29 protein-coding genes and 1 pseudogene are annotated in these 25,208 nt (G+C 42.2%); 23 read left to right on the top strand and 7 right to left on the bottom strand.

Annotated elements, in window-relative coordinates; translation table 11 throughout:
* Window positions 1-74: 74 nt before the first annotated feature.
* From N745_RS0106220 to N745_RS0106170, 11 genes are all read left to right on the top strand, one after another.
* A complete protein-coding gene (locus N745_RS0106220) occupies window positions 75-770 on the top strand; it encodes a HEPN domain-containing protein (protein WP_024851266.1) in 696 nt (231 codons plus the stop codon).
* Window positions 771-849: 79 nt separating this feature from the next.
* Window positions 850-1,059, top strand: coding sequence for a DUF3820 family protein (locus N745_RS0106215; protein WP_024851265.1), 210 nt, complete (start codon window positions 850-852; stop codon window positions 1,057-1,059).
* Window positions 1,060-1,122: 63 nt separating this feature from the next.
* On the top strand, window positions 1,123-1,530 hold the full coding sequence (locus N745_RS0106210; RefSeq protein ID WP_024851264.1) for a GFA family protein: 408 nt from the start codon (window positions 1,123-1,125) through the stop codon (window positions 1,528-1,530).
* A 112-nt stretch (window positions 1,531-1,642) separates the two neighbouring features.
* A complete protein-coding gene (locus N745_RS0106205) occupies window positions 1,643-1,951 on the top strand; it encodes a hypothetical protein (RefSeq protein WP_024851263.1) in 309 nt (102 codons plus the stop codon).
* A gap of 152 nt (window positions 1,952-2,103) precedes the next feature.
* Window positions 2,104-3,189 carry an ADP-ribosylglycohydrolase family protein gene (locus tag N745_RS0106200; protein WP_211239099.1) on the top strand — a complete coding sequence of 362 codons (1,086 nt, stop codon included), beginning with the start codon at window positions 2,104-2,106 and terminating at the stop codon, window positions 3,187-3,189.
* A gap of 69 nt (window positions 3,190-3,258) precedes the next feature.
* A complete protein-coding gene (locus tag N745_RS0106195) occupies window positions 3,259-3,978 on the top strand; it encodes a methyltransferase family protein (RefSeq protein WP_024851261.1) in 720 nt (239 codons plus the stop codon).
* A 175-nt stretch (window positions 3,979-4,153) separates the two neighbouring features.
* Complete coding sequence (locus N745_RS0106190) at window positions 4,154-4,822, top strand: rhodanese-like domain-containing protein (protein ID WP_024851260.1); 669 nt, start codon at window positions 4,154-4,156, stop codon at window positions 4,820-4,822.
* Between the two features lie 255 nt (window positions 4,823-5,077).
* The gene (locus N745_RS0106185; protein WP_024851259.1) at window positions 5,078-5,593 is read left to right on the top strand and encodes a hypothetical protein; all 516 of its coding nucleotides are present in this window, start codon (window positions 5,078-5,080) and stop codon (window positions 5,591-5,593) included.
* A gap of 81 nt (window positions 5,594-5,674) precedes the next feature.
* Window positions 5,675-6,025: a hypothetical protein gene (locus tag N745_RS0106180; protein ID WP_024851258.1), complete on the top strand. Its 351-nt coding sequence runs from the start codon at window positions 5,675-5,677 to the stop codon at window positions 6,023-6,025.
* A gap of 81 nt (window positions 6,026-6,106) precedes the next feature.
* Window positions 6,107-6,925 (top strand): glucosaminidase domain-containing protein, encoded by an 819-nt coding sequence (locus N745_RS0106175; protein WP_024851257.1) that lies wholly within the window; start codon window positions 6,107-6,109, stop codon window positions 6,923-6,925.
* Between the two features lie 314 nt (window positions 6,926-7,239).
* On the top strand, window positions 7,240-8,190 hold the full coding sequence (locus tag N745_RS0106170; RefSeq protein WP_169729906.1) for a sensor domain-containing diguanylate cyclase: 951 nt from the start codon (window positions 7,240-7,242) through the stop codon (window positions 8,188-8,190).
* Between the two features lie 149 nt (window positions 8,191-8,339).
* Here the strand turns inward: N745_RS0106170 and N745_RS0106165 are convergent, their stop codons facing one another.
* The gene (locus N745_RS0106165) at window positions 8,340-8,777 is read right to left on the bottom strand and encodes a host attachment protein (RefSeq protein ID WP_024851255.1); all 438 of its coding nucleotides are present in this window, start codon (window positions 8,775-8,777) and stop codon (window positions 8,340-8,342) included.
* 517 nt (window positions 8,778-9,294) lie between these two features.
* Here N745_RS0106165 and N745_RS0106160 point away from each other — a divergent pair.
* The 3 genes and pseudogenes from N745_RS0106160 to N745_RS0106150 all read left to right on the top strand — a co-directional run.
* On the top strand, window positions 9,295-10,920 hold the full coding sequence (locus N745_RS0106160) for a sensor domain-containing diguanylate cyclase (RefSeq protein ID WP_024851254.1): 1,626 nt from the start codon (window positions 9,295-9,297) through the stop codon (window positions 10,918-10,920).
* Between the two features lie 15 nt (window positions 10,921-10,935).
* Window positions 10,936-12,111, top strand: coding sequence for a hypothetical protein (locus tag N745_RS0106155; RefSeq protein ID WP_024851253.1), 1,176 nt, complete (start codon window positions 10,936-10,938; stop codon window positions 12,109-12,111).
* A 177-nt stretch (window positions 12,112-12,288) separates the two neighbouring features.
* Window positions 12,289-12,501 (top strand): annotated as a pseudogene (locus N745_RS0106150) (YrhK family protein); the annotation flags it as partial.
* Window positions 12,502-12,508: 7 nt separating this feature from the next.
* On the opposite strand, the gene N745_RS12810 reads toward N745_RS0106150, so the two are convergent.
* The 3 genes from N745_RS12810 to N745_RS0106140 all read right to left on the bottom strand — a co-directional run bounded on the left by N745_RS12810 (window position 12,509) and on the right by N745_RS0106140 (window position 14,100).
* Complete coding sequence (locus N745_RS12810) at window positions 12,509-12,586, bottom strand: hypothetical protein (protein ID WP_407636471.1); 78 nt, start codon at window positions 12,584-12,586, stop codon at window positions 12,509-12,511.
* Window positions 12,587-12,619: 33 nt separating this feature from the next.
* Complete coding sequence (locus tag N745_RS0106145; RefSeq protein ID WP_024851251.1) at window positions 12,620-13,696, bottom strand: alkene reductase; 1,077 nt, start codon at window positions 13,694-13,696, stop codon at window positions 12,620-12,622.
* A gap of 149 nt (window positions 13,697-13,845) precedes the next feature.
* On the bottom strand, window positions 13,846-14,100 hold the full coding sequence (locus N745_RS0106140) for a hypothetical protein (protein ID WP_024851250.1): 255 nt from the start codon (window positions 14,098-14,100) through the stop codon (window positions 13,846-13,848).
* Window positions 14,101-14,420: 320 nt separating this feature from the next.
* Here N745_RS0106140 and selD point away from each other — a divergent pair, with 320 nt between their 5' ends.
* The 3 genes from selD to N745_RS12650 all read left to right on the top strand — a co-directional run bounded on the left by selD (window position 14,421) and on the right by N745_RS12650 (window position 16,861).
* On the top strand, window positions 14,421-15,500 hold the full coding sequence (gene selD / locus N745_RS0106135) for a selenide, water dikinase SelD (protein ID WP_024851249.1): 1,080 nt from the start codon (window positions 14,421-14,423) through the stop codon (window positions 15,498-15,500).
* Window positions 15,500-16,618: a tRNA 2-selenouridine(34) synthase MnmH gene (gene mnmH / locus N745_RS11770; protein WP_051453382.1), complete on the top strand. Its 1,119-nt coding sequence runs from the start codon at window positions 15,500-15,502 to the stop codon at window positions 16,616-16,618. Before selD ends, mnmH begins: the two co-directional genes overlap by 1 nt.
* 90 nt (window positions 16,619-16,708) lie before the next feature.
* Window positions 16,709-16,861 carry a hypothetical protein gene (locus N745_RS12650; protein WP_157833748.1) on the top strand — a complete coding sequence of 51 codons (153 nt, stop codon included), beginning with the start codon at window positions 16,709-16,711 and terminating at the stop codon, window positions 16,859-16,861.
* A gap of 177 nt (window positions 16,862-17,038) precedes the next feature.
* On the opposite strand, the gene N745_RS0106120 is transcribed toward N745_RS12650, so the two are convergent.
* The gene (locus N745_RS0106120) at window positions 17,039-18,391 is read right to left on the bottom strand and encodes a DEAD/DEAH box helicase (protein ID WP_024851248.1); all 1,353 of its coding nucleotides are present in this window, start codon (window positions 18,389-18,391) and stop codon (window positions 17,039-17,041) included.
* A gap of 69 nt (window positions 18,392-18,460) precedes the next feature.
* Window positions 18,461-19,642: a DEAD/DEAH box helicase gene (locus N745_RS0106115; protein ID WP_024851247.1), complete on the bottom strand. Its 1,182-nt coding sequence runs from the start codon at window positions 19,640-19,642 to the stop codon at window positions 18,461-18,463.
* 329 nt (window positions 19,643-19,971) lie between these two features.
* Between N745_RS0106115 and N745_RS0106110 the strand changes: the two genes are divergently transcribed.
* A complete protein-coding gene (locus N745_RS0106110; RefSeq protein ID WP_024851246.1) occupies window positions 19,972-20,286 on the top strand; it encodes a hypothetical protein in 315 nt (104 codons plus the stop codon).
* Between the two features lie 27 nt (window positions 20,287-20,313).
* Here N745_RS0106110 and N745_RS0106105 read toward each other — a convergent pair whose 3' ends face one another.
* Window positions 20,314-22,386 carry a [FeFe] hydrogenase, group A gene (locus tag N745_RS0106105; protein WP_024851245.1) on the bottom strand — a complete coding sequence of 691 codons (2,073 nt, stop codon included), beginning with the start codon at window positions 22,384-22,386 and terminating at the stop codon, window positions 20,314-20,316.
* A gap of 366 nt (window positions 22,387-22,752) precedes the next feature.
* Between N745_RS0106105 and N745_RS0106100 the strand changes: the two genes are divergently transcribed.
* The 5 genes from N745_RS0106100 to N745_RS0106080 all read left to right on the top strand — a co-directional run bounded on the left by N745_RS0106100 (window position 22,753) and on the right by N745_RS0106080 (window position 25,195).
* The gene (locus N745_RS0106100) at window positions 22,753-22,968 is read left to right on the top strand and encodes a DUF3185 family protein (RefSeq protein ID WP_024851244.1); all 216 of its coding nucleotides are present in this window, start codon (window positions 22,753-22,755) and stop codon (window positions 22,966-22,968) included.
* Window positions 22,969-22,981: 13 nt separating this feature from the next.
* Window positions 22,982-23,233, top strand: a complete 252-nt coding sequence (locus N745_RS0106095; RefSeq protein ID WP_024851243.1) for a GlsB/YeaQ/YmgE family stress response membrane protein — start codon at window positions 22,982-22,984, stop codon at window positions 23,231-23,233.
* A 74-nt stretch (window positions 23,234-23,307) separates the two neighbouring features.
* Window positions 23,308-23,739, top strand: coding sequence for a hypothetical protein (locus N745_RS12700; RefSeq protein ID WP_211239098.1), 432 nt, complete (start codon window positions 23,308-23,310; stop codon window positions 23,737-23,739).
* A gap of 43 nt (window positions 23,740-23,782) precedes the next feature.
* Window positions 23,783-24,463, top strand: coding sequence for a dUTP diphosphatase (locus tag N745_RS0106085; RefSeq protein ID WP_024851241.1), 681 nt, complete (start codon window positions 23,783-23,785; stop codon window positions 24,461-24,463).
* A 117-nt stretch (window positions 24,464-24,580) separates the two neighbouring features.
* On the top strand, window positions 24,581-25,195 hold the full coding sequence (locus tag N745_RS0106080; protein ID WP_024851240.1) for an FKBP-type peptidyl-prolyl cis-trans isomerase: 615 nt from the start codon (window positions 24,581-24,583) through the stop codon (window positions 25,193-25,195).
* The last annotated feature ends 13 nt before the right edge of the window (window positions 25,196-25,208 follow it).

Below are 25,208 nucleotides of genomic sequence, written 5' to 3'. Positions count from 1 at the left end.
AACGGCGGGACTGAGTTTAGACGTTAAAGCTCTCTACAAAGTATCAGTTACTTTAAAACAATATTAAGGACGGGATGGTGAGTTTAGATATTGACAAAATTCTTAATGATATTGATGCAAAGCATTCTAGACACTATATCCCTATAAATGCATTTCAAAGCTTATATGAAAAAACAGAAAATGCCATTCATGAACTCGAAAGACTATCAGTATCCTCTGAAACAAAAGATACAATCTTAAAGGCACATGTAATTAACACAGTTACAGCGGTAGAAGTTTATTACAGAACATTAATTGATTCTATTTTCAAAACCTGTAAACCCGAATCGTTCGAGAAAACCTTGTCAAAGTTACATGGTTCAAGTTACAAAATTGATGATTTGATAGCTATGTATAAAAATTGCATCCACCCTCTGGAGTTAGTAGCATCAAACTTAAATTTTCAGAGTGTGAAAAACATCGATAAATATTTTTCAATTCTCTTGCAAAACAAGTTTTTAGACGAGATCAAATCCTTACACTACAGAATCAAAGATAAACCAGCAACAGAAACTCAAATTACATTTAAAGAAATAAATGATCTTAACTATATTTTTAATTTAAGGCATCAGTTGATTCATAACCCAAACTTAAAAATTTCTATTAATGAAGATGAACTATTAGAAAAAATAGATTCAATTAATGGTGTTGTTATGGCTTCTGATCTAGTGGTAAGACAATTTGTTCTAAAAAACGTAGATCCAGAAATTGAAGAAAAAGCAAAAAAATAATAGAACTTACAAACACTCATATTATTCATTAATACATAATATGAGAAAAGGGATTATAGCCCTTTTATGTGAATAACTTATGAATCCAGAGAACTTAAAAAAACTCGTTACAGTCACCATGCCTTACGGAAAATACAAGGGTCGGATTATTGCTGATTTGCCAGGCAATTACCTTAATTGGTTTGCGCGTAAGGGCTTTCCATCTGGTAATTTAGGAGAGTTATTGGCACTCATGCAGGAGTTGGATCACAATGGTTTAAAGCAGCTTCTTGATCCGTTAAGAAAATAAGCTTTTCACCCTGAAGTTGATACAAAAACAAAAAGACTTTTCAATCAAACTTTGGTGATACACATGAGTACAAAACATCATGGTTCTTGCCTGTGTGGCAAAGTTCATTTTGAAATTGAAGGGAGTTTTGAAAGCTTCTATCTGTGTCATTGTGAGTACTGCCAAAAAGATACAGGTTCAGCCCATGCAGCAAATCTATTTTCCACCAACGCCAGCTTAAGTTGGATTTCTGGCGAAGAGTTGGTAACGACTTTTAACTTACCATCCACACAACATATCAAGAGCTTTTGTTCTCATTGCGGCTCTGCGTTGCCAAATATGCAAGGGAGTGGAGAACTATTGGTCGTTCCCGCAGGATGCCTCGACAGTCATGTACCTATAAAACCAAATGCTCACATATTCACCGCGAGTAGAGCGACGTGGGATAGTGAGTTGGAAAAAGTTGTCATGTTTGAGGACGCACCAGCTTAAAACTTAAGTGTTCAGCAAAATCTGCCAGGCTGGGGTAGAGCGTTAGTAAGTGAGCATTTGTTAAAGTCATTGGCGTTAAGCTTGATGAATTAAATAGTGTGTTGGGAGGTATATGAATACCTGGTTTTCGAGCAATCTTGGTGACCCAATGCTGGCGGAAGAGTCGCTAAAGCAGATCAAGCAGCTTTTCTTATTAGAGTGTAAAAAAGCTAAAAACACACAAGAAATGGCGATTTACTTTCGACATGAATCAACCGGAGACGTTCATTGTGAGCTGATTGTTTACTTTTCTCCCGCAACGAAACATGTGGCGCAGGCAATGAATGCGATGCCTTGCCAAACACCGTCAGCTAACGGGCTGGGCTTATTGGTTGGCCGGCAAGAATCACGCTATCTTCTCTTTCCTGATAAAGCACAATAGACTCAAAATCTACCAGGCTGGGTAGAGGCATTATTTATTGAGCCTTGCATTGCGAGGCTTTTTTATTTCTAAAACAATATGTTATAAAGAGAGTGGTTGAGCTTTATTCCGCAAACTAATGCCAGACTAACAAACTGCATTTAGGAGGTACTATGATGAATCCTTCGGAAATAAAAGATCGTGCTGCGGGTGCGATTATGGGCGCTTTTATCGGCGATGCGCTTGCACTAGGCCCTCATTGGTATTACGACCTGACGGAACTGCGTAGAGACTATGGTGATTGGATAGACGACTACACTAATCCAAAGCCGGGTCGATATCATGACGGTTTGAAAGCAGGTCAACTCTCTCAAGCGGGGTTTATTCTAGAACTTCTACTGCGCTCCTTAGTTGAAAACAAAGGTTACGATGAGCAAGATTTTTGTCGTCGAATGGATGAGGAGCTTTTTCCGCTCATTGACGGCACACCTATCAGCGGACCTGGAAACTATACTAGCCAATCTATCCGAGATGCCTGGCGTAAACGGGTTCAGCAAAACCTACCTTGGGGTCAAACTGGCGGCCATGCGGATACCACAGAAGCGATTGAGCGTATTCTTGCCATTGCGGTTCGTTATGCCTTCCAGCCAGATAAATTGGCCGCTGAAATTACCCATAACACGATTCTGACACAGAGTGATGAGATGGTCGTCTCGATGACGGTTGCTTTTGGCGCGGTGTTGGGGCTGCTTGTTCAGGGCAACAGCTTGGATGCGGATATCTCTGCAAAGCTTATGAAGCTGGTGAAAAGCGGTGCGCTGCCTTTTCATGCCGTGACGAATGATGATTTGCAGCCTCCGCAAAAAGGCGACCCTGATCCGCCACGCGCAGGGCGTTTTGCTTCTCCTGATGCATTGCTAACACCTTCTTATATGGCTGAAGCTGCCTTTGATCCTGATATTCGAATTGAGCCGCCTTGGAAGGTCTCAATCGTTTATGGCATGCCGTGTGCGATTTATCATCAACTGCCTCCAGCTTATTATCTGTCTGCTTTATTTCATAATGACTTTGAGTCTGCTGTGCTACATGCTGTAAACGGTGGTGGGCAAAATCAGGCACGAGCGATATTGACCGGTGCGCTTACTGGTGCTCAAGTGGGTTTGAGTGGCATCCCTAAGCGGTTTCTTGAGGGACTCGATCATGCAGATGAACTAATCAAGTTAGCTGAAAGTCTGGCTTCTCATATTGAGCCTAACTAAGTTTTTGAATCAATGAGGTGAGTCGATGGATTCTTCAAACCCTTTAAAATCTACCAGGCTGGGAGTGACATGTCGATAAAGACGGATAATAAAGAGCAAGTTCAAACCGTATCCCTGCGTCATTGGGTTAGGTTGGTTTCGGTGTATTTCTTCATTTTGCTGATTTTACTGGTATGCGGTGGAGATTTAGGTTGGTGGCAAGCATGGATCTATTCTGCAATGATTTTCATGTCTGGGATTGGTGGGCGTATTTGGGGAGAACAACGCCACCCGGGTTTAACCGCTGATAGGCAAGATACGGAAAGTTTCCAAAAAGCCAAAGCGTGGGATAAAGTGCTTGCGCCATTGATGGCGGTGAGTATCAGTTTTCCGTTAGTGATTGTCGCTGGGTTGGATCATCGCTATCAGTGGACCCATGAGTTCCCGCTTTGGGTCAACCTTACTGGGCTTCTACTCGTTGGGGGTGGGTATGCTTTCGCTGCATGGGCATTTGCGGAAAACCGATTTTTCTACAGTGTGGTTCGCATTCGGGTAGATCAAGGTCATGTGGTCTGTGATAGTGGACCGTATCGATTTGTGCGTCATCCGGGGTATGCGGGTAATATGCTGGCACTGTTTGGTATGGCGCTTGCACTAAGCTCGATGTGGACTCTGATTCCTGTTGCTGTGGCGTCCATTATCACAGTAGTGCGAATGGAGCTCGAAGACCGGGCTTTACAAGAAGAGTTGCCGGGGTATCGAGACTATGCACAACGCGTGCGTTACAGGTTGATTCCCGGAATATACTAAGAAACCAACAATCACTCTTTATTAGAGTGGAGGATGGTTTTTAACCAATTGAATTTAAAGTTAAAAACTGAATAAATTTACTCTAACATCAATGAATATAAATTTCTTTTTTACACCACTCTGTTAAGATTGGTATTGATTGAATAGCTAAATGAATCTCATTAAAGGAGGAATTATGGCTCATAAAATCGTATTAATTTGCACCGCGATCCTAATGCTGTTTTCAACGCAAGCTTGGTCTGCAGAACCTTCCAAAAGTGATCTTAAAGTCAAAATTACCAAAGATATCGGCTCCATCACTGTGATGCACAATGGCAAGCCCATTGTGATTCAACGTAACCAAAACCAGAAAAATACCATTGTTAAAGATTACGCGCTCACCTCAAGACAATGCCCTCCGTTTTGCGTGCAACCCATGCACCTTCTGCCTGGCGTGGAGACGATTGGCGAATTGAAGATGTTGGATTATATTAAACGCGCATCCAAAGGAGATCCGAAGCTGTTGATCATTGATTCGCGCACGCCTGACTGGGTGGCGAAGGGAACGATACCTACGTCTGTTAATATTCCCTGGACACAGCTATATCGAAAAGCTTCGAATTTTGAACCAATGGTGGTGGAAAGCATTCTCACAGACCGCTTTGGGGCAACCGTGACAGATGGGATTTGGAATTTTTCTAATGTAAAAGATTTGGTGTTTTTCTGTAATGGCCCTTGGTGCGGACAATCGCCAACCAATATCAAGACATTGGTGAGTATGGGGTACCCTGCGCATAAGATCCATTGGTATCGAGGCGGTATGCAAGCCTGGAATGCCCTTGGGTTGACGACCATCAAGCCATAAACTTGCCATTGAAAATGACAGTGACCAAAATAAACCAAGGGGTAAATCTATTGATTATTCATGGCCTTTAAAATCTACCAGGCTGGGTGCGAGAAATTTTCTCGTAAATAATGTCATGACCCGTTATATTGAAACCCGCTATGAGCGGGTTTTTTGTTGGATGAATTTAATCCTATCCCGCACCTAATTATTCCGCAATAATATAAGTAAGAATCTCTAGTAATAGTCAGATCAATAAAAAATGGAGGGGTGGATATGAAGAGTCATATTGCATGGAGTGTTGCGTTGTTAATGTTGTTGACGCTTTCTGGTTGTGCTTCGAAAAATACGCGTCACGTTGAGATTGGAGATATGTTTCCAGGTGAAATGATTTCAATGAAGGATGGCACTAAGATGAATTGCGAGGTTGAATTTATTTCAAGCAAGTATGAGGGCGGTAAGATTACGGCATTTAACCCTGTAACGAATGAGGCATTTAAAGGTCGATATCATGTGATGTTAGCTGGTGGCGGTTCATCGACGGGTGTTGTCAGAAATGCTTGGGGTTTTACAACGGGCTCTGTGAAGACGACCTCCGATTCGATTGCGGCGACCGCTAGAGGATTCATGACGGGAACTAAGGGGACAGTGGTTGATTTTTCTCTAAACCTTTCGCCTACAAAAAATTCCAATAATGATTATGCCGTGTTCTTCTCCGGTCAAGGAACAGGGAGCGATAATCATGGTGTCCGCTATCAGATTTATTTCGGCCCCAGCTACTTTAAAAAATAATGCGCTAGAAACCATCAAAACCAGTCAGGCAGGGGTGTCGTTTTCGAATGTTATGCTACACCCTGATAGAATGGAGAAGTCATGATGAAGCTTTTGCACGTGCTCACCGCTTGGAACACACCTGATTTTAAGAATGTGTTGAATACGGAATTGCAGCAGTTGGAGAAATCACAACTCCCTTTGCAGCAAGGTTTGGCGGTGAGTAATCGTGTGGCGGATAGCGACATCAGTTTTATGTTGCTCAACGCTGAAGAAACCGAGCAGGCTTTGTTGTTGACCGTTTTGGTGTTTTACAATGGCATTGTAGCTGGTGATTGTTGCGCGGACGACCCGACACCTGTTTGCGAACAACCCGAGCAATGTACTCTTAGACTGACTATCTATAAACCTAATGGAGAAGTCGAAGTTACTTTGCTTGCCGAAGATGAATAAATAATCGGTTCTAGAGTGAAATTAAATTTTAAGTTATTGAAGTTAAATGTAAAATACGCCATCCTTAATTGAAATGACTCTATGAAAATCTTTATTTTAATCTTATCAGCTATTAGCGTTTTTTTAATCGCAAGAATCTCTATTGATGTACAAGCTAACAGCGCTGTGCTCACCAAAAAGTCCGACAGCTCATCTTACTCATTACGTAAATACCCACATGTTAAACAGTTTTACGGTTTAACGGCTAAAGAAGCGGTAAAAATTGGTCTGAAAGAAAATATACCACCCGCAGCAATATTAGCCATAGCGGGATGGGAGTCGGGTTATGGGCAAGGGTATGTTGCGCAAATAACCGGTAACATTATGAGTTTGGGGGCACGTAAAGGAGAGCCTGAATTACCGCCGTTAACCTTGCCGAAAAATGTCGTTAAAAATAAGATTATGATTGATATCAATAAGGCTAAACAGTTACCGAAAGGTCAGGTGGTTTGGCAAAAAAGGCCACCTAGTCTAAAGAAAGATTATCGCCCTGAGCCTTACGCAGGGACGAAGAACAATCTGCTTTATTTCAAAAAAAATCCTAAAGCGTTAAAGCTAGCCTATGCCCATGTCATGTGGGATTTTTCAAGTAGCTGGGTGAGCGAAAAATCAAAAGTTCCGGTATTTTTTAAAGCCTCAAAAGATATGGATAAATTGGTTAAAACCAAAGGTAAGAGCGTTTTACTGGATTGTAATGTCTCGAAAAAATTTGTAAAAAGCATTGGCGGAAAACCGAGAAGTTTTAACATACGTCCCGCATGGATCAAACATGTGTATAAGGTCATGGACAACGCTGGATTGTGTGCGTTAACCCAAGAAATTTATAAAGGTAAAAGCTTTAAACAGGCTTGGTCACGCTAAGTTCAATGAAACTGGGTTCGTTTGATTGACTCAAAAAGTAATCAAAATCTGCCAGTCTGGGGTAAACCTTATTTCGGGGGGGATGAGCTTTAACCTGTAATAATCTATTGGTTTGAGGGTAGATTGATTATCACCTAATACCCCGAAAAGAAATATTTAATTGTAAAAATTACGAATTCTCTTTATATTGAAACTCACACCTAAAAACATTGGTTTCTATTTTTACCGTCTTACAGAAGTCGTGAAATAAAAGTTCATCATGATTATTCTAATGTGAGACTTTGTATCCATTCAATGAATGGTAAAGGATGAAAATGGTAACAAAAGTTCCCGAAACAGACACTATGATGGGGTTTTTAGAGTCTTTACCTGCTGTTTTGTATGAATATGTCCTTTATGATGACGGTTCTAGCGAATTTCTATATGTCAGTCCCCAATCCCACGATATCTTAGGCTATCCACAAGAACATTTTCTGTTGGATATGAATAACTTCTGGAATTTGGTTCATCCTGGTGATTTACAACGATTAAAAGATGAAGATGTTTCTACCCATGAACGGAATGACAATTTTTTTATTGCAGATGTCAGAATAGATCATCCACTAAAAGGAGAGGTGTGGATTCGTATTTCTTCCAAATCAACAGATAGGCAGAAGAATAGCGCTTTTATCTGGTGTGGTTACATGATTGATATAACCGACAGGAAAAAGCAGGAAGCTGATCTGGAACGTCTCAATAAAAAGTTGGCAGTGTTGTCGAATGTTGATGGCTTGACGGGGTCGCTTAACAGACGTACTTTTGATGATGTAGTGAAGAAAGAGTGGAAACGCGCATTGAGGGATGGGTCTGAGCTGTCATTAATCATTGTCGATATTGACTATTTCAAAGCTTATAACGATAACTACGGGCACTTAGCTGGAGATGATTGTCTGAAATTGGTCGCAAATACGCTATCCAAAACTGTTAAGAGAGCAGCTGATACTTTTGCGCGTTATGGCGGAGAGGAGTTTGTGATTCTTCTACCAAATACAAGTTTAGTCGATGCAATCAAGCTGGCTGAAAAGTGTCGAGAAAGTATCCTCAATTTAAATATGCCACATGAACATTCAGAAGTGCACTCGATGCTGACGATCAGTTTGGGCGTTAGTACCATTCTTCCTGATTCTGACTTTGACATACGAACGTTTATAGAGGCAGCGGATACGTGTTTGTATCAGGCCAAGGCAAATGGTCGTAATCAGGTTGTATCCATCAATAAGCTGTAAAAATTGCAAGATATCATCACTTAAGTCAGGCTTAAATGACTGTCAAAAATCTAATCAAAATCTACCAGGCTGGGGTGATGTAATCATCAATGAGTGGGGTAGTGCCTGATAGAGCAGAACCCCGATTAACTTTAGCCTGTATTTTCTACTTAGAGCTCGAATGCTTTTAGTACGCTTTCTATGTTTTGTTGGGTGAGGTCTTTAGCCAAAAATAGTTTGGTTTTGGCTAGGGTTGAATCCATCAAGTTGTCTTTGACCTGGGCGTGAATCGCTTTGGAAATGGATAAGTAGAGTTTGCCGTCATGTTGCTTACCAAAGGTATTGATAAACTCGCTTAGGCTATCGATTAAACGATTCGTTCTTTCAATATCGCTTTTGGTTTCAAAAGAACTGTTACCTCCTGCGTTAGCGTTGGCGAAATCACCTGCTTTGTCGCTATAAAGTTCAGCAAGTTTGGCGTGACCTTCAACGCTTTCAATAGATTGATAGGTGTGTAGCGAAACCGTTTTTTGTTCTGTTTTGTCGATGGAAAAGACTTTAATGTTTCCAAGATCCGCAAGTATTGCATAGCCGATAGTGGTGCTCATAAATGATCCCTCCTTTAAAGTGAACTTCAATCATACAACAAAAAGTTTTTTATAAACATATATTTACGCTAACTAGGTTTTGTACTTTTTGCAGAGGAATTATTTTGGGAAATGCAGGGTTTTAAGTATAGGTTGAGCTTCTTATCGGTAGAAGACTGTTTAAAAAGAAACCTGGTAAACCATTGGTTTGTGGCAATCTCCGAAGCTGTATAACAATATATCTATTTGACTTAATGGACGTAAAAATCTGCCGGGTGGGGTTGCTTTGTTTTTAAATATCCGAGGCTATTTATCTTTAATAATCAATGCATAAAATTTGATTAATGGTTAACTTGTGTCCCGAAAAGAAAAAAACTAATTGTAAAAATTACGAATTGTCTTTATATTGAAACCCGTACCTAAAAACATGATTTTTTAGTTAAAAGGGCAAATAGACAACTATGTTAGTTGAAGCTGACTGTTCTACTGAGGTATGTGTGGGAATTGAACACTTTTCCCCAATATTTAAGAGATAAGAATGTATCCCCCTAATTATTTTCGAATATACAAAGTATTGCTATTTACAAGCTTGTTGATCTCTCTTGTTTTTTCTAGCCGTGCTTATGCTCAAGCCGAAACTCAAAATATTGCTTGGCAGCTTTATAGTATTGAGGGAAGCCTGCCATTTGACCCTAACCATCCAGAAACGATAAAAAATCTACAAAAAGTGGATGGTATATCTCTAGTTGGCGGGCATTATCTTTATACGGGCAAACTGAACATTGGCGAAGATGGCGATTATGTGTTGGATTTTAAAAACACAACGACGATAGACCATTTTTCTTTTTACATTTACGATCAACAAAACAAGCTGATTGCCACTGCTAGTGGTGGTATTGGCAGCAAAGCGCTCAACCCGTTTTTCCTTAGGCATGGACGTACCTTTGATTTGAAAACGGGGCAGTATAAGCTGCTTGCAGAAGTATCTTCGCCTTACTTTATTGCTCAGCCGGTACCTTATGTTGACACGCTTGCCCATTACCAGCAGGCGATTAAGCTCGGCAATGCCATTGTGTTGATCGGTATTGGTATTTTCCTTGCCTTGGGCATTTATTATGGCGCGCTGTCTTTCGCGAGCTCACGTAATACAGAGCTGCTGTATGCACTTTTTATCTTTTCCAATTTAATATTCAACGCGAGTGCGCACTTGGTTGTGTCGCAATTGCTGGGTCTACATAATTTTTATTTGGTTTCTTTTCCGATACTCTTTTCCAACTTCATTTATGTCCTCTTTGTGATGAGGCTTCTGGAAGTACACCCGGCAAAGAACAAAAAACTATTCCTGCTGGGAAGCGTAGCATTGGTGCTATTAGCGATATTTGCACTATTCGGGATGATGGCACCTCACTGGATAAACGAGATGGCGCGTTATGGCGTATGGGTGTTCTTGCTGTATGGCATGGTTGCTGGGATTACCCGAACCATACAGGGCAGTGTGGTAGCGCGGTTGTACTTGGTTGCGTTGACGGCTTTCGTTGCGCTTGCCAGTATGGCAACCTTACCAACAACGTTAAGCTCGAACACCATTGATGTCGAGCATTATGGCATGTCCGCTATCGTCGTAGAGTCTATGCTGCTTGCGCTGGTGCTGACGTATCGGGTAGGGGAGCTTTATCGCGAGCGTCTGAATATCTTGCGTCATCTCAAACACAACAAGAAACTGGCGCATACCGATTCGCTAACTCAAATCCCGAACCGTTATGCGTTGGAAGTCGGATTGACTTCAATCGGACATCATTCCTCATTGACCTATATTGATATGGACAACCTGAAGTTTTATAACGACACTTTTGGTCATGAAAAAGGGGATGAGTTATTGACCAAATTTGCTACGTTAATGCAAAGGGGCATGGACGGTAAAGGCTGTATTTACAGGGTAGGTGGTGACGAGTTTGCGGCAGTCTGCGGGGATGGTGATGAGATGAGAGTGCAGGCACTTGTAGACAAGGTAGTCAGGGAAATGCAGCAAGATGGTTTTGAAAATGTAGGAGTGAGTTTCGGTACGGCCTACATGCATGAAGTAACGAATACTTCAGAGCTGAAACACCTGGCTGATATTCGTATGTACGAAAATAAATTCCGACGCAAGAAGCAAAATTCATAAACAAGGAGAACTGCGATGTTCTTATCTAAAAGACGCTTGATCTTTCCGATAGTCATCTTAACGATCGCTCCCCTGATCGCCTCATGGTTTGCCTATGCGGATCATTTGCCACCGGGGTTTGGTGTTTTTCCTCCTTTGCAAGTGACTGAGCCTCCCACTCCGGGCTTTAATCTGACGGTATTTTTGCTGTTGTTGGCGGTAGAATTATTTCTCATCTTTTTTTTGGTCTTTCCGCAAAAATTCGGTTTTAAACCCGTTGAACCACCATCACCCTATGACCGTAAACCTTTACCTTGGTGGTTTTGGGCAGGTTTAGCCGTGATGATGTTTTTCTGGTATTTGATGTGGGCTAGGCCAGAAGGAATGATGCAGCTGGTTTATTTGTCGTTTACACCGTTGTGGTGGGGATTTATTACTTTGATCGACGGCTTGGTCTATGCCAGAAGTGGTGGCTACTCCCTCATGAGTAAGAAGCCAAAGCTTTTTGTTATCACGATTGTGCTGTCGGTCTTTGCCTGGTTCTATTTCGAATATTTTGATTACTTTGCATTGGGCAACTGGTTTTACCCAAATACGGTGTTGATTCCGTCTTTATCGCATACGGAGATTGTCATCATCTATCTGGTGGCTTATACCACCGTTTGGCCGGCTGTGTTCGAATGGTATAGCCTATTGCATACCTTTCCGAAACTGGCGGTGAAGTATTCCGATGGCCCTAAAGTGAAACTTCCCGGGTACCTGATGTTAATCATCGGTCTGGTTTTGATGACGGTGATGGTGTTTTATCCTTATCCATTGTTTTGGGCAATTTGGCTTGGCACCATGTTAGTTTTTGCTGGTGTGTTGGTGAAGATGAATATTCCCTCACCGCTTAGTGAGCTGGCAAAAGGTAACTGGAGCCCAATGATTCTGATTGCTCTATCAGCTATGTTCAATGGCTTTTTCTGGGAAATGTGGAACTACGGCAGTGCGCATCCTACCAATCCAATTGCTAATCCTAACTACTGGGTGTACGACGTACCCTATGTAAACGTCATTCATATCTTCTCAGAAATGCCATTGGAAGGGTATTTTGGCTACTTGCCATTCGGTTTGATGGTGTGGCTAATGTATATTTGGGCTGGAAAGGTATTTGGATTTGATTCTTATTTGTTAAGAGATGATGTTCGCAAATACAATAGTGAGGTTTAAACCTTAAAATACCAAAGTCACGAGTAACCATATACAAAATAAAAGCCGCACGGATTGCGGCTTTTTTATTAAATGCTTATTACTATTGATTCACTCTTACGTTTTTTGTCCTATCCTTTAATCTCATCTGACTTCTTGTTGTAATGGCAATTGTAAATAAAGCACAGAGAGAAATAAATGAAGCAGACTGTTCAGGAACTTGATATCAATATATGGAATCATCATGTCATTATTCAACAACGCTACGAAGCGATTGGAGCATTAAATGATTTATTGATAGCAACTTGGTTCTTGATAGGCAGTTTTTTCTTTTTGAACAACTCTTTGATGGAAAGTGGTACTTGGTTGTTTATTGTCGGGAGTACGCAGTTTTTGATAAAGCCACTGGTGAAGTTGGTCAGTTTGATTCATTTGGGCAGAATACACCGCAGAATGACCGAGGGGAGTGAAGAACAAGGGTGAATAGAAAAAGCAGGACACCAATAGTGTTGTGGCCTGCTGTTGTGCTTTAAGACTTCATAAATGGATAGTCGGTATAGCCTTTTGAATCAGAGGTGTAGAAGGTGTCTTGGTCAGGTGTATTAAGCTCAGCACCCGCTTTGACACGTGCTGGTAAGTCTGGATTAGCAAGAAAACCAGTTCCGAATGCTACTGAGTCAGCCAAGTTGTTATTAATAACTTCAGCGGCTTCATCAGCTGTATAACCCATGTTCACCATCAAATGCCCTTTATAGTGCTCACGAGCGATAGGAATGACATCTGCCTGTTGCACACCGAAGAAGTCCGCTCGCATCACATGCAAGTAGGCTAAATTGAATTGGTTCAGGTGCTCTGATAGATAATGAATCCAAGCAACTGGGTCGCTATCTTTCATGCTGTTGAAGCTGTTAAGTGGTGAAAGGCGTAAGCCAACACGACCGCTACCAATTTCATTAGTCACAGCTTCAAGAACTTCATTTAAGAAGCGAGCACGGTTTTCCAGTGAACCACCGTATTCGTCGCTACGTTGATTGGCACTGTTACGTAAAAATTGGTCGATGAGGTAACCGTTAGCACCATGAACTTCCACGCCATCAAAGCCGGCAGCAATAGCATTTGCAGCAGCTTGTCGGAAATCTTGCACAATATTGGCAATCTCAGCTTTGGTCAGTTCATGAGGAACGGTATAAGGTTTTTTGCCTTCTGGTGTTTGGGTTTCGTCGTCAATCGCAATGGCACTTGCGCTAACCGCTTCTTTGCCATTATTGAGTAATGGGTGCGCAGCACGCCCTGCATGCCAGATTTGCATAAAAATCTTACCGCCTGCTTTGTGTACGGCTTCGGTTGTTTTTTTCCAACCTTCAATCTGTTCTTGTGAATAAATGCCGGGATCGTTGCCAAAGGCAGAGGTTTGTGGGGTGACCATGGTGCACTCGGTGATAATCAATCCCGCGCTGGCTCGTTGTGAGTAGTATTCTGCCATTAGGTCATTGGGTAGATGATTGATGGCACGGCAACGGGTGAGAGGTGCCATGACAAAACGGTTTGGGATGGATAAGTCTCCAAGTTCTACTGACTGAAACAGGGAACTAGTATCTGTTTGCATTGCATTTCTCCTTATTGATTGTGAAAGCCGTATTGCACAAAACAGCAATTTTTCCGCTTTCTGCGGAATGCCTGTTTGTGAAATCGGTGAGTATGATTTTGTGAGTTTATGCTAAATAAACATTAAATAAATGTAGCAGCAGGTTAACACTAATACTTTGTGCGGTAGTGCACAATTCTATGAAACTGCATCAAAACAATGTAGAACATAAGAACATCTAAGACAATATTGAAAAGCAGATAGAAAGCAGGTCTGTAATGAGATAAAAAGTAAGGTAAACCGATATCTTGAATAGCATGAGAAACGATTATGAAATTGAGAATAAATAAAGGGATGCTAAAAAGAATAGCTTTTTTAAATGCTTCTTTGACACCTGAACGCGCTGCTTGAGCCTGGTATTGCATGTATAAGTCCTCATGTGATGCTTCAGTAAAAAATTTGTATCTCCCTATCCTAAGACAAGAACAAATGCTTTTACTTGAAAAAGCATGACTATTTTCAGGATTGTTAATTATAAAACGACAATTAATAAGTCGTAAACACTTAAGCCCAGACTAAAACTTAAATGGGCTCCGGTTCATGTTTGGAAAAAAACAAACAAAATCTACCAGGCTGGGGAATAAACCTTATTACTGGAAGTCGTTGGTTACAGCCGTTAGAATAGGGGGCTCTTCTAACCGATGTTTGATGTCAGTCATCAAACAGCATCACAAAAGACCAGTTCATGAAATCAGTTCAAAATTCGTCTGCAAAAGATATTCTACTCACTCAATACAGCCATGGCGCGGGTTGCGGCTGCAAGATTTCGCCAAAGATTTTAGAAAGTTTATTGGCGACGCAATCGCCCATCACCTTGCACCCGAATTTGCTAGTGGGCAACTCGACTAATGATGATGCCGCAGCTTATGATCTTGGCAATGGTACATCGGTGTTGAGTACCACTGATTTTTTCATGCCGATAGTTGATGATCCTTTTACATTTGGGCAGATTGCGGCAACCAATGCCATTAGTGATATTTACGCGATGGGCGGGCAGCCGTTGATGGCGATTGCGATTTTCGGCTGGCCGATAGACAAACTTCCACCGGAAGTGGGTCGAGAGGTGATTGAGGGGGGGCGTGCTACTTGTGAAGCGGCGGGTATTCCTTTGGCGGGTGGTCACTCCATTGATGCGCCTGAGCCGATTTTTGGTCTTGCTGTGACTGGATTGGTAGATAACAAAAATCTCAAGCGTAATGCGTCAGCAGAGGCGGGTTGTGAGTTGTTTTTGACCAAACCAATTGGCATTGGTATTTTGACGACGGCACAGAAGCAACAGAAGATTTTGCCGGGGCATTTGCAGGTGGCGATAGATGCCATGACCACTCTTAATAGTATTGGTACCGAGTTGGCAAAACTGGAAGGTGTAACCGCATTAACCGATGTCACAGGGTTTGGTCTGTTAGGACATTTGATTGAAATGTGCGGAGGCAGTGGTATTGCCGCACAGTTGGAATTATCTAAAGTGCCGCTATTACCTCATGCGCTTGATTATTTAGCGCAGGGGTGTACGCCGGGCGGTACACAACGTAACTTCGACAGTTATGGTGATAAGGCAACTGGGCTGTTTGGCTCTGCCTTAACGCCGGATCAGCAAGCTATTCTTTGTGACCCGCAAACTTCAGGTGGTCTGCTGGTAGCCGTCAAGCCGGAAGCACTGGATGCATTTCAAGCCATTGCCAAGCAAGAAGGGTTGGCGTTGCATTCTATTGGTAGAACGGTCGAAGCTTCAAGCCAGAGCCATGTAGTTGAGGTGATTGCTTGATGATGCAGGCAAACGAATCACTTACCCGTTTTCAAGATAATTTACCACTGAGTGATGATTTTGAGCGTATCGTACTTGAAAATATTCCTTTGATAGATGTTCGCGCGCCAGTAGAGTTTGCGCAAGGGGCGTTTGAAATGGCCCATAATTTACCGTTGATGAATGACGAGGAGCGTCAGGAAGTTGGTCTTTGTTATAAACAAAAAGGGCATGATGAAGCCGTAATGTTGGGGCATAAACTGGTCAATGGTGATGTTCGCGAACCTCGGCTTGCGGCTTGGCAAGCTTTTATGAACGAGCATGCAGATGCGATGCTTTACTGTTTTCGCGGAGGGATGCGTTCGAAAATCGCTCAACAATGGCTGGCAGATAGTGGTTTTGATATTGTTCGACTAAAAGGCGGTTATAAGGCGTTTCGTCGCTATTTGATTGATAGCATGGAACAAATGCCGGAACGTTTTTTACAAGAAGGGATTCAACCTTGTGCGTTGGGCGGGCGTACTGGTTGTGGAAAAACGCGGTTGCTTTACACACTGGACAACGCCATTGATCTAGAAGGCTTAGCAAACCATCGTGGTTCGACTTTTGGGCGCCATGTTACCCCTCAACCTACCCAAATTAATTTTGAAAATGCCTTATCAATGGCGATGATTCGTTTTCGTGCACAAGGTCATTCGTCTTTGATAGTGGAAGATGAGGCGCGTAATATTGGTTCGGTGTCCTTGTCTAAACCGTTATTCGATTTTTTCAAAGGAGGGCGTTATGTTGTTTTGGAAACGCCTTTGACAGAACGCATTGCGATTACCCGTGAAGAATATGTCGAGCAGGCTCAATCAGAATATCCATCTTTTGAAGCTTGGGTTGAATTTATGCGTGCGGCTTTTGAACGCATCCGTAAGCGTTTGGGCGGTGAACGTTACCAAAGAGTTTTGTCGCAATTCGAGCAGGCTTGCACAACCCAGCTTAACAAAGGCTCGTTAGGTGGGCATGACGGTTGGATACATATCTTGCTGACCGAATACTACGACCCGATGTATGACTATCAGATGCAGAAGCAACAATGCAAAATCGACTTTAGCGGTGATTTTAACGCAGTACAGGATTTTTTGAACCAATAGACTTTGTAGAAGCAATAGATAGCATTAGATAAAGTCTTTGAGAAAAACCGAATCAATGGATTTAGACTTGATTGGTTTTCAAAGTGGAAAATGATTCGACTTTTTAAGTGGGCAGGTCTGTTCAGTTTTCTGGTGATGCAGGTAGGCTGTGCTAATGTGCCGGATAAGGTTGAGCCGGTTAAAGAGCTTGAATTATCCCGCTATTTTGGATTGTGGCTTGCCTGCGACGCTAAAGGCTTCTAGCATCAAGTGAGCTTAAGTAGTGGTGGCAGATAACTTATCGCCAGCCAAGAGACGAATATAGATTCAATCCTACACGTTTCTTAGGTATAGGTAGCGAGATTTAGAGCTACTTGCTTGGAAAGGTATTTTGAATAGAGTACGTTCCTACGCATGGCGCAGGAACGAGAAAGATTAAAACTAGGTCTGTTTGTTGGTGTTATGACTAGCTGCTGGTTTAGGTTTGCGGTTTCGTCTTTGATTGTTGTTTTTAGGGTTAGGGCGTTGAGACCCTTTGTTGGCATTTCTGTTATCAGCAGTATGACTAACTTTTCCCTCTGACTTTTCTTGCCAAACTTTTGGTTTCTTAGGCTTTTTAGGTTTCTTTGGTTTTAGACCAAGCTTAGACTCTCCTAATGCATTTTTTGGTTCAAAACCTTTCACGATTTCCCTTGGTAGAATTTGATTAATCAGGTTTTCAATACCGACTAATTCACTGAATTCTTCAGCACAAACCAGTGAAATGGCTTCACCACTTTCTCCAGCACGACCTGTTCGCCCGATTCGGTGAACATAATCTTCTGATACATTCGGTAAATCAAAATTCACCACATGTGGCAGCAAATCGATGTCAATCCCTCGTGCAGCAATATCAGTGGCAACCAGTACTTGTATGCTGTTTTCTTTAAAGGCATTAAGTGCTCTAACGCGCGCGCTTTGAGTTTTATTTCCATGAATGGCGGCGGCTTTAATGCCGTTTTTTTCTAATTGCGTGGCAAGCCGGTTAGCACCATGCTTGGTTCGGGTAAAGACAAGCACTTGATACCAAGCATGATCTTTAATCAGTTGAATCAGCAAATTAGTTTTTTGCGATTTATCGACAGGATAAATTTTCTGTTTAACAGTTTCTGCGGTTGAGTTCTTTGGGGTGACTGAAATTTCTACTGGATTATGAACCAAGCCTTTTGCCAAGGCACGAATGTCATTAGAAAAGGTGGCTGAAAATAGTAGGTTTTGGCGTTTCTTAGGCAGTAATGTCAGAATTTTTTTGATGTCACGAATAAAGCCCATATCCAACATGCGATCGGCTTCATCCAGCACGAGGATTTCCAAGTGATCGAAACGAACAGCATTTTGTTGATACAGGTCTAGCAATCGACCAGGTGTGGCAACCAATATGTCTACACCTTTGCGAAGCTTTTGCATTTGTGGGTTAATTTTGACGCCCCCATAAACCACGGTAGACGTTAAAGCTAGTTCTTTACCATAGGTTTCAACGCTCTCACTGACTTGCAGTGCGAGTTCTCGTGTTGGCGTTAATATCAATGCGCGCGCTTGATTGGATTGCGCTTTACGACCTTGCGAAAGTTTTTCTAGCAAAGGTAGTGTGAAGGCAGCGGTTTTTCCTGTGCCCGTTTGGGCGGCCGCCATGAGGTCATGACCTTCCAAAATCGCAGGAATCGCCTGTGCCTGAATAGGAGTTGGTGTTGTATAGCCGGTATTGCTAACGGCTTGAGTGATTTGGGCGTTTAAGCCAAGTTCAGTAAATTTCATTGTGTCTCTATATTAAATTAAAAGTCAGCGGAGGCTATATGCAGCCGCTTTTGTTTATTTGTATGCAACCTATCTTTTATTTTTCGGTTGGTAATTCAGAATCGAGATGGGTACGGTCTTTTTGACCGGAAAGCCCTCGATTTCTATACGTTGGATGATATGCCCCAATAAGCTTTCAATGGCGCAAAGGTTTTTGAAGTCATCTTTCGATACTAGAGAGATGGCTTCGCCAGAGGCACCGGCTCTACCTGTGCGGCCGATGCGGTGAATGTATTCTTCAGCCGGATAAGGTAGGTCGTAGTTCACCACTCGGCTAAGATTGTCTATGTCGATTCCACGGGCAGCAATGCCTGTGGCGATCAAGTATTTCAATTTTCCTGATTTGAAATCAGATAAAACCTGTTCTCGCATCGCTTGGCTTCTGCCACTGTGGATGGAATCGGCAAGGATATCGCGCTTGCCAAGCTGTTCGACCAGTTTGGCAGCGGAGTGTTTTTTCTCAACAAAAATCAGCGCCTGATCCCAGTGTTGTTCGTTAATCAAATGACTCAAAAGTGCGGACTTGGTATCTTTGTCTACCGTAACCAACCATTGGTGTATTTTCGGGGCTGCCTTGTTTTGAGGTGAAACCGATATTTCAACCGCATTATGGGAAACCGTGTCAGCCAAGTAACGCACATCATCTGTCAGTGTGGCGGAAAACAACAGGCTTTGGCGCTTAACGGGCAGACGGTCGATAATCTTATTGATTTCATCAACAAAGCCCATATCGAGCATTCTATCGGCTTCATCTAAAACCAGAAACTCTAAATCCTCAAAGAACAGGGCACGTTGATAGGCCAAGTCTAACAGTCTTCCCGGTGTCGCCACAAGAAGATCAACGCCTTGCAACAGTCGTTGCTTTTGCGGTTCTAAATCTGTACCGCCATAAACTACCAATGAACTCAGGTTTAAATGTTTGGCATAATCCACAATATTGTTCTCAACCTGCACCGCCAGTTCACGCGTGGGCGCAAGGATGAGGGCACGGATAGAACGACCACGTAACTCACCATCTGTATTCAGTTTTTCCAACAGCGGCAAAACAAAACTAGCGGTTTTACCTGTTCCCGTCTGTGCCGCAGCCATAAGGTCTTTGCCCGATAAAATAATCGGAATCGCCTGTTGCTGGATTTCAGTAGGCGTGTCATATCCTAGCTCGGCAACCGCTTTGACGATAGGGTCTGCTAATCCAAGTTTTGAAAATGACATAAGAACCTCATAGGGAAGAATAATTCAGGGGGTAAGCTTGAAATTGGAATGATAAATTAGGAGAGATGCTGTGCAATTATAAAGCATCGCGTATACAAATGTCAGAAAGCTCAATTTTAATAAGTAACATAAAATGAAAATGACATGAAAAATCTGCCAGGCTGAGGGCGAACTCGTTTATGAACGGTAAGCTAGCAGCTTAATGATTGGTTCTAACAGTGCCTTTTGACGTCACCTATTGATTAAATTCAAGTAAAACCAGTGAAATTATCAATTCGTTTGAAAAAGACATCTAAGGTAGAATCTCGTGAAAATTTAGGAGATAGAGCGTGATTCAAAGTTACGAAGATTTGTATGACACAGTGTTATCGGCACTGGATGAATACTCAAAACAAGATGGTGCGGTGGAAGTTGTTTTCCAGAAAAATGAAAATAGCACATGCGAAATTAAGAGCAAGCAAAACAACAAAAAGTTTGTATTCATGTTTGCTCGCATGAGTGAAGAGTACAAAGTGGGCTTCGCTTTTTATGAGCCAGATCCTTATGGTGGCTTTTCCAATCCAGATTGGATTGAGGACATCAGTCATGATGAATTTAACCAGAAGTTTGTCATCACGCTGATTTCTGAGCATCTAGCCAACTAAATATTTTCATTGAGTGCTGTAGGTTCGTTACAGCACTTCTCTAATCAATTTCTTTATGACCGTTTTTGATGTATTTCCAGCTGATAAGGTCGCTACTTCTACATCAAATCGACAGTGTTCGCCCGTAGGCGTAATTACCGTTAAATCTTCAATATCTGCGGCGGATGCCATTTGATGACGAGCGTATTGAGGACCGTATTTTCGTGGCGGAAGTTTTTCTTTAATTAACATCTGAATATTCGATAATCCCTGAACGTCTCCGAATGGCGAGGCTGTTGACCAGGTGGCATCCGGGTGAAACAGTTTGGTGATTGTTTCAGTATCACGTCTATCCACACAATCTAGGAATTGCATGAGAAGAAGGCGTTTAGAGTTACGAGGTGCATAATGTGTGTGTAGCAAATGATGTGCTTTTTCGGAGTTTGGGCTGCCTAGTTCAGTTGCATAGAGCTTTTGAACGTCTTGATTTTCATAAGAGCGTCGACGTGTAGAATTTTTATCGATCTCATAAATGGCGTGCATACGTTTTTCTAATATCTGCGGATCCATGGACTTGGGTTCACCACCACCGCCCAAGCAACCACCAACGCATGCCATCACTTCAATGGCAACAAACTCATCTCGCCAGTCGTCATTTTCTAGCATACGTTGTGCTGCGGCAATGCCGTTGCAAATGGCAATTTTACCGATGCCGGGAATCTCAGCGCATTTGACCCCAATATTGACGCCACGTAGCTGCTGCCATTCCAGTGGCTGAGTGTTTTCTTTATCAATCAGGTGCGTTGCAGTGCGTACAACAGCTTCCATAACCCCGCCAGATGCTCCGAAGATTTGCGCGGCACCAGTGCTTTCACCGAGCGGGTTGTCGAATTCGCCATCATCGGGCAAGGCGTTGAATGAAATGCCTCGGGCTTTGATCATTCTTGCAAGCTCTCGGGTAGTGAGAACTCTATCGACGTCGTCAGACACACCAGGGCGCGCAGCTTCGTCTTTTTTGGCGGTGCAGGGCATGATACTGACAACATAAGGTTCTGTTTCGCCCGACTCAAATTCAGCACCGAGTGATCGAGCAAAGGCACCGCGTTTGGTCAATGCACCATGCATTTGTTGCGGTGATTTTGTGGTGCTCAGGTGTGGCAATAAGTCTGGTCGGTTAAGTTCAACCCAGTTTACCCAGCCTGGACAGCATGACGTAAATAAGGGTAAATTCTTTTGGTGTTTTATACGCGTTAAAAACTCGGTACCTTCTTCCATAATGGTCAAGTCGGCAGCGAAATTGGTATCAAATACATAATCAAAACCAATTTGTCTTAAGGCATTAATCATGCGCCCTGTACTGACAGTGCCGGGTTTCATGCCGAACTCTTCACTGATGGCAACGCGTGTTGCCGGAGCAACCTGTACGGCGGACACGCGTCTGTGCGCATCAAGGGTATGAAGCACGTCATGCCAGTGCGGTGTTTCAATCAAAGCCCCAACGGGGCAAACCAATGTACATTGTCCGCAGGAAATACATTTTGTTTCTGAAAGCGGTTGGTCAAAAACGGTGACAGGGATGCGTCCTGAACCATGCTCTGCAAATCCGATAATGTTTTGTTGTTGACCTGGCTCGCCACAGGCATCGGCACACAATCCGCACTCGATACATTTTGAAATATCGCGCCAGATACTTGGAGAGGTGTGGTCTGTGAGTTGGTGTTCTGGGTGTTCTTCTGAGCCTCTGGGTAGTTTTTCCCAGCGATCTTCAAGTTGATATTCGCTTATAAGGTTTTGAAATTGGCATGAACCATTGACTTCACAGCGAATGCAGTCGTTTGGGTGACGAGCTAAGAGCCATTGTGCATCGGCTTTACGATATTCAATCAATTCTTTGGTGTCAGTTTCGACAATATCGCCATTTTTGGCTTTTGTTTTACAAGCTGGTTGGGGTTTGTTTTCACTGCTGACATTTACTAGGCATAAGCGGCAAACGGCGTGGGATGGCAAACGAGGGTAGTAGCAAAGTGTTGGTATATGTACGTCAGCTTCTCTGGCTGCATCAAGCAAAGTTGCACCATCGTCCAAGTTGACAGATCTGCCGTTAACGGTAACTTTGATCATATTGTCCTCCCAACAGTGGTTGTATCAGACTGGATTGAATAGTTATCCCTGATATTGAACAGGTTTGCGTATCACATAACAAGTATTAATTGAAAAAAGGGCTGTTGATTATAGGTTGTTGAATTGCGTTTTGAGCAGTTACGTCGACTCTACTGCAAAGCTGGCAATGCATTTTTTTTAAAGTTATCAAATAAATAGCTAGCCTCACGGTGATTTTCTTTAGGTAGGTTTTATGTTTAATCTTGTATAAAAGGAGTAGTATTAACCACTATAGGCCTAATTATGATTTTGTATTTTGAGTGTCTATTTAATCGTTAACTGTAATACTAAAACATTACATCTCTTTCATATTATTGGGAGCGCAATATGGTAATGGGTTCAGAATATACAAAAAAGATTATGGGTCTTATCCTTTTGATTATAGGGCTTGGACTTGCGGTATGGGGGTATCAATTATCTGACTCAGTCGGTTCACAGATAACGCAAGCTGTTACGGGATCAGATACCGATAAAGTTATGATTTTATATATTGCTGGCGCGGTCAGTTTTGTTGTTGGCATATACTTTTACATCAAAAAATAACACTGGAGGTTATATGGATATCATGAACTTAATAATTTTTTTAGCAGTGGGTGCGTTGGTCGGTTGGCTTGCGGGCAATATAATGAAAGGCAGTGGATTTGGCATCATAGGTAACATTATCGTCGGCGTTGTTGGCGCAGTATTCGGTGGTTTTATATTTGGCTTACTCGGCATTACAACAGGTGGGTTATTAGGTTCCATTGTGATGGCTGTTATTGGTGCTATTATTTTGTTATACCTTATCAGTATCGTTAAGAAGGCCTAGCTCAATATCAATAACTATTGGCCCCTTAATCTTGCATCGGAGAAAATACGATTGGAAAAAGAGTCTCTGACTGGGTGGGGCGCATTGTTTATGGTCTAATCAGTCTCAGTTTAGGTGTTATCAGCATCACAATGATGGTGGTTGCCCTATGGGATATTTGGATTTCTGTTCACGAAAAAGATCTTCTTGTGAAAGCCCTGCTTGATGCAATCGGTTTGATTGTCATTGGCATGGCTGTTTTTGATGTCTCCAGGTTTTTACTTGAGGAAGAAGTCTTTCGCAACTCTACTGGTGGAAAGTCACCCGCAAAACAGAGACAAACGTTATTGAAGTTTCTTGTCATTATCGCCATCGCGGTCACTTTGGAAGCACTGGTGTTTATTTTTGACGCTGGGAAAAAAGATATCGTTAATTTGGTCTACCCAACATTCTTATTAATTGCTGGTGTTTTAGTGGTAGTTGGTCTTGGTGTGTATCAAAAGTTGACTTGGCACCAAGAAAGTTAGTTTAATTAGTATCAATTTAAAACAGAAACTTTAAAGAGTGAATATGCAAAACAAAAGTTCAATTCAAGATATGCTTGCCATGCAAGCGGCGTTAAATGAAATGACCAACGGTGCAGATTGGCGCAGCGGTAAAACCGCTTTGGGAAAAGTGATTGATTGGCGTCGTTGTATTGTGATGGAAACGGCAGAGTTGATTGATAGCTACCCTTGGAAGCACTGGAAAAGTGTTGATGCAAAAACGGATATGGAAAATGTGCGTGTTGAGTTGGTGGATATTTGGCATTTTCTATTGAGTTTGTCATTGGAAAATTTTTCGGAAAATGAAGCGGCGGATTTACTGACCAAGGCTTATGAATCAAGTCTGGATCAAGAGCTTAGTGACTTGTCTGTAATCGTACAAGTGGAAATTCACGAAGCCATGATGGCAAAAGCGTTGATTAAATCGTCTGTCACAGACAGTTATTTGTTGGCACTGACAGCGGCGTTTTTTAAATCCTGCCAAGTAGCTGAGTTGAGTTTTGAACAGCTTTATCAAATCTATATGGCTAAAAATGTACTGAATAAATTCCGTCAAGATCACGGTTATAAAGAAGGTACTTACATTAAAGAGTGGAATGGCAAGGAAGATAATGTGGTGATGTTTGAAATCATCGAACGTATGTCTAGCTTTTCCGGCGATGAGCTTTATATTAGCTTAAAAGAAACCTACACCAAACTCGCATAACCTCAAGTTATAGTTCATATAAAACCACCCCAGCCTGGTGGTTTTTTTATATCCAATAAAAATCCAGATGAAACTATGCTAAGCTACGTTTTTTTAAATTTTTAGAGTTTTGAAATTATGTCTCATACTACTGTTCCTGATATTGTTAGTTATGGTTTGGGTCGTCAGTTTGGTGACCAGATTGCATCCGACCCTTTTGATGATTTGAACCCAGAAGCCATGGCGCAAGGCTTAATGGATGCACTTAAAGGGGTAGAAAGCCCGATTGATCCCGTTACTATTGCTAAAGCTTTCCAACAAATCAATGAAGAAATGCAAGCTAAGCAAGCTGAAAGAGCGAAAGAAGCTGCGGCGGAAGGTGAAGCTTTCTTGGCAGAAAATGCAAAGAAAGACAATGTTGTGGTGCTTGAGTCTGGTTTGCAATATGAGATTATCGAAGAAGGAAATGGTGATAAACCATCTGCGGAATCAGTAGTTTCAACGCATTATCACGGTACGTTAATTGATGGAACAGTTTTCGATAGCTCAGTAGAACGTGGGCAACCAGCAGAATTTCCTGTTAACCGTGTGATTGCAGGTTGGACAGAAGCCTTACAATTGATGCCTACGGGTTCTAAGTGGCGTTTGTATATTCCTTACCACTTGGCTTATGGAGAGCAGGGTGCAGGCGGCATGATTGGGCCTTACCAAGCTTTGGTTTTTGATGTTGAATTGTTAGACATTGTTGGCTAGTTGATAAGTCTTT

This window comes from Hydrogenovibrio kuenenii DSM 12350, assembly GCF_000526715.1.
Lineage (GTDB): Bacteria > Pseudomonadota > Gammaproteobacteria > Thiomicrospirales > Thiomicrospiraceae > Hydrogenovibrio > Hydrogenovibrio kuenenii.
This window is presented reverse-complemented; position numbering and strand designations above follow the sequence as displayed.

Coding starts and splice junctions, on each gene's coding strand:
- N745_RS0106195 (WP_024851261.1), top strand. CDS start 3,259: ATGTCGATAAAGACGGATAATAAAGAGCAAGTTCAAACCGTATCCCTG.
- N745_RS0106215 (WP_024851265.1), top strand. CDS start 850: ATGAATCCAGAGAACTTAAAAAAACTCGTTACAGTCACCATGCCTTAC.
- N745_RS12650 (WP_157833748.1), top strand. CDS start 16,709: ATGATTCGACTTTTTAAGTGGGCAGGTCTGTTCAGTTTTCTGGTGATG.
- N745_RS0106145 (WP_024851251.1), bottom strand. CDS start 13,696: ATGCAAACAGATACTAGTTCCCTGTTTCAGTCAGTAGAACTTGGAGAC.
- mnmH (WP_051453382.1), top strand. CDS start 15,500: ATGATGCAGGCAAACGAATCACTTACCCGTTTTCAAGATAATTTACCA.
- N745_RS0106120 (WP_024851248.1), bottom strand. CDS start 18,391: ATGAAATTTACTGAACTTGGCTTAAACGCCCAAATCACTCAAGCCGTT.
- N745_RS0106115 (WP_024851247.1), bottom strand. CDS start 19,642: ATGTCATTTTCAAAACTTGGATTAGCAGACCCTATCGTCAAAGCGGTT.
- N745_RS0106205 (WP_024851263.1), top strand. CDS start 1,643: ATGAATACCTGGTTTTCGAGCAATCTTGGTGACCCAATGCTGGCGGAA.
- N745_RS0106210 (WP_024851264.1), top strand. CDS start 1,123: ATGAGTACAAAACATCATGGTTCTTGCCTGTGTGGCAAAGTTCATTTT.
- N745_RS0106180 (WP_024851258.1), top strand. CDS start 5,675: ATGATGAAGCTTTTGCACGTGCTCACCGCTTGGAACACACCTGATTTT.
- N745_RS0106160 (WP_024851254.1), top strand. CDS start 9,295: ATGTATCCCCCTAATTATTTTCGAATATACAAAGTATTGCTATTTACA.
- N745_RS0106165 (WP_024851255.1), bottom strand. CDS start 8,777: ATGAGCACCACTATCGGCTATGCAATACTTGCGGATCTTGGAAACATT.
- N745_RS0106155 (WP_024851253.1), top strand. CDS start 10,936: ATGTTCTTATCTAAAAGACGCTTGATCTTTCCGATAGTCATCTTAACG.
- selD (WP_024851249.1), top strand. CDS start 14,421: ATGAAATCAGTTCAAAATTCGTCTGCAAAAGATATTCTACTCACTCAA.
- N745_RS0106080 (WP_024851240.1), top strand. CDS start 24,581: ATGTCTCATACTACTGTTCCTGATATTGTTAGTTATGGTTTGGGTCGT.
- N745_RS0106170 (WP_169729906.1), top strand. CDS start 7,240: ATGGTAACAAAAGTTCCCGAAACAGACACTATGATGGGGTTTTTAGAG.
- N745_RS0106105 (WP_024851245.1), bottom strand. CDS start 22,386: ATGATCAAAGTTACCGTTAACGGCAGATCTGTCAACTTGGACGATGGT.
- N745_RS0106140 (WP_024851250.1), bottom strand. CDS start 14,100: ATGCAATACCAGGCTCAAGCAGCGCGTTCAGGTGTCAAAGAAGCATTT.
- N745_RS0106095 (WP_024851243.1), top strand. CDS start 22,982: ATGGATATCATGAACTTAATAATTTTTTTAGCAGTGGGTGCGTTGGTC.
- N745_RS0106175 (WP_024851257.1), top strand. CDS start 6,107: ATGAAAATCTTTATTTTAATCTTATCAGCTATTAGCGTTTTTTTAATC.
- N745_RS0106220 (WP_024851266.1), top strand. CDS start 75: ATGGTGAGTTTAGATATTGACAAAATTCTTAATGATATTGATGCAAAG.
- N745_RS0106190 (WP_024851260.1), top strand. CDS start 4,154: ATGGCTCATAAAATCGTATTAATTTGCACCGCGATCCTAATGCTGTTT.
- N745_RS0106200 (WP_211239099.1), top strand. CDS start 2,104: ATGATGAATCCTTCGGAAATAAAAGATCGTGCTGCGGGTGCGATTATG.
- N745_RS0106185 (WP_024851259.1), top strand. CDS start 5,078: ATGAAGAGTCATATTGCATGGAGTGTTGCGTTGTTAATGTTGTTGACG.
- N745_RS0106100 (WP_024851244.1), top strand. CDS start 22,753: ATGGTAATGGGTTCAGAATATACAAAAAAGATTATGGGTCTTATCCTT.
- N745_RS0106085 (WP_024851241.1), top strand. CDS start 23,783: ATGCAAAACAAAAGTTCAATTCAAGATATGCTTGCCATGCAAGCGGCG.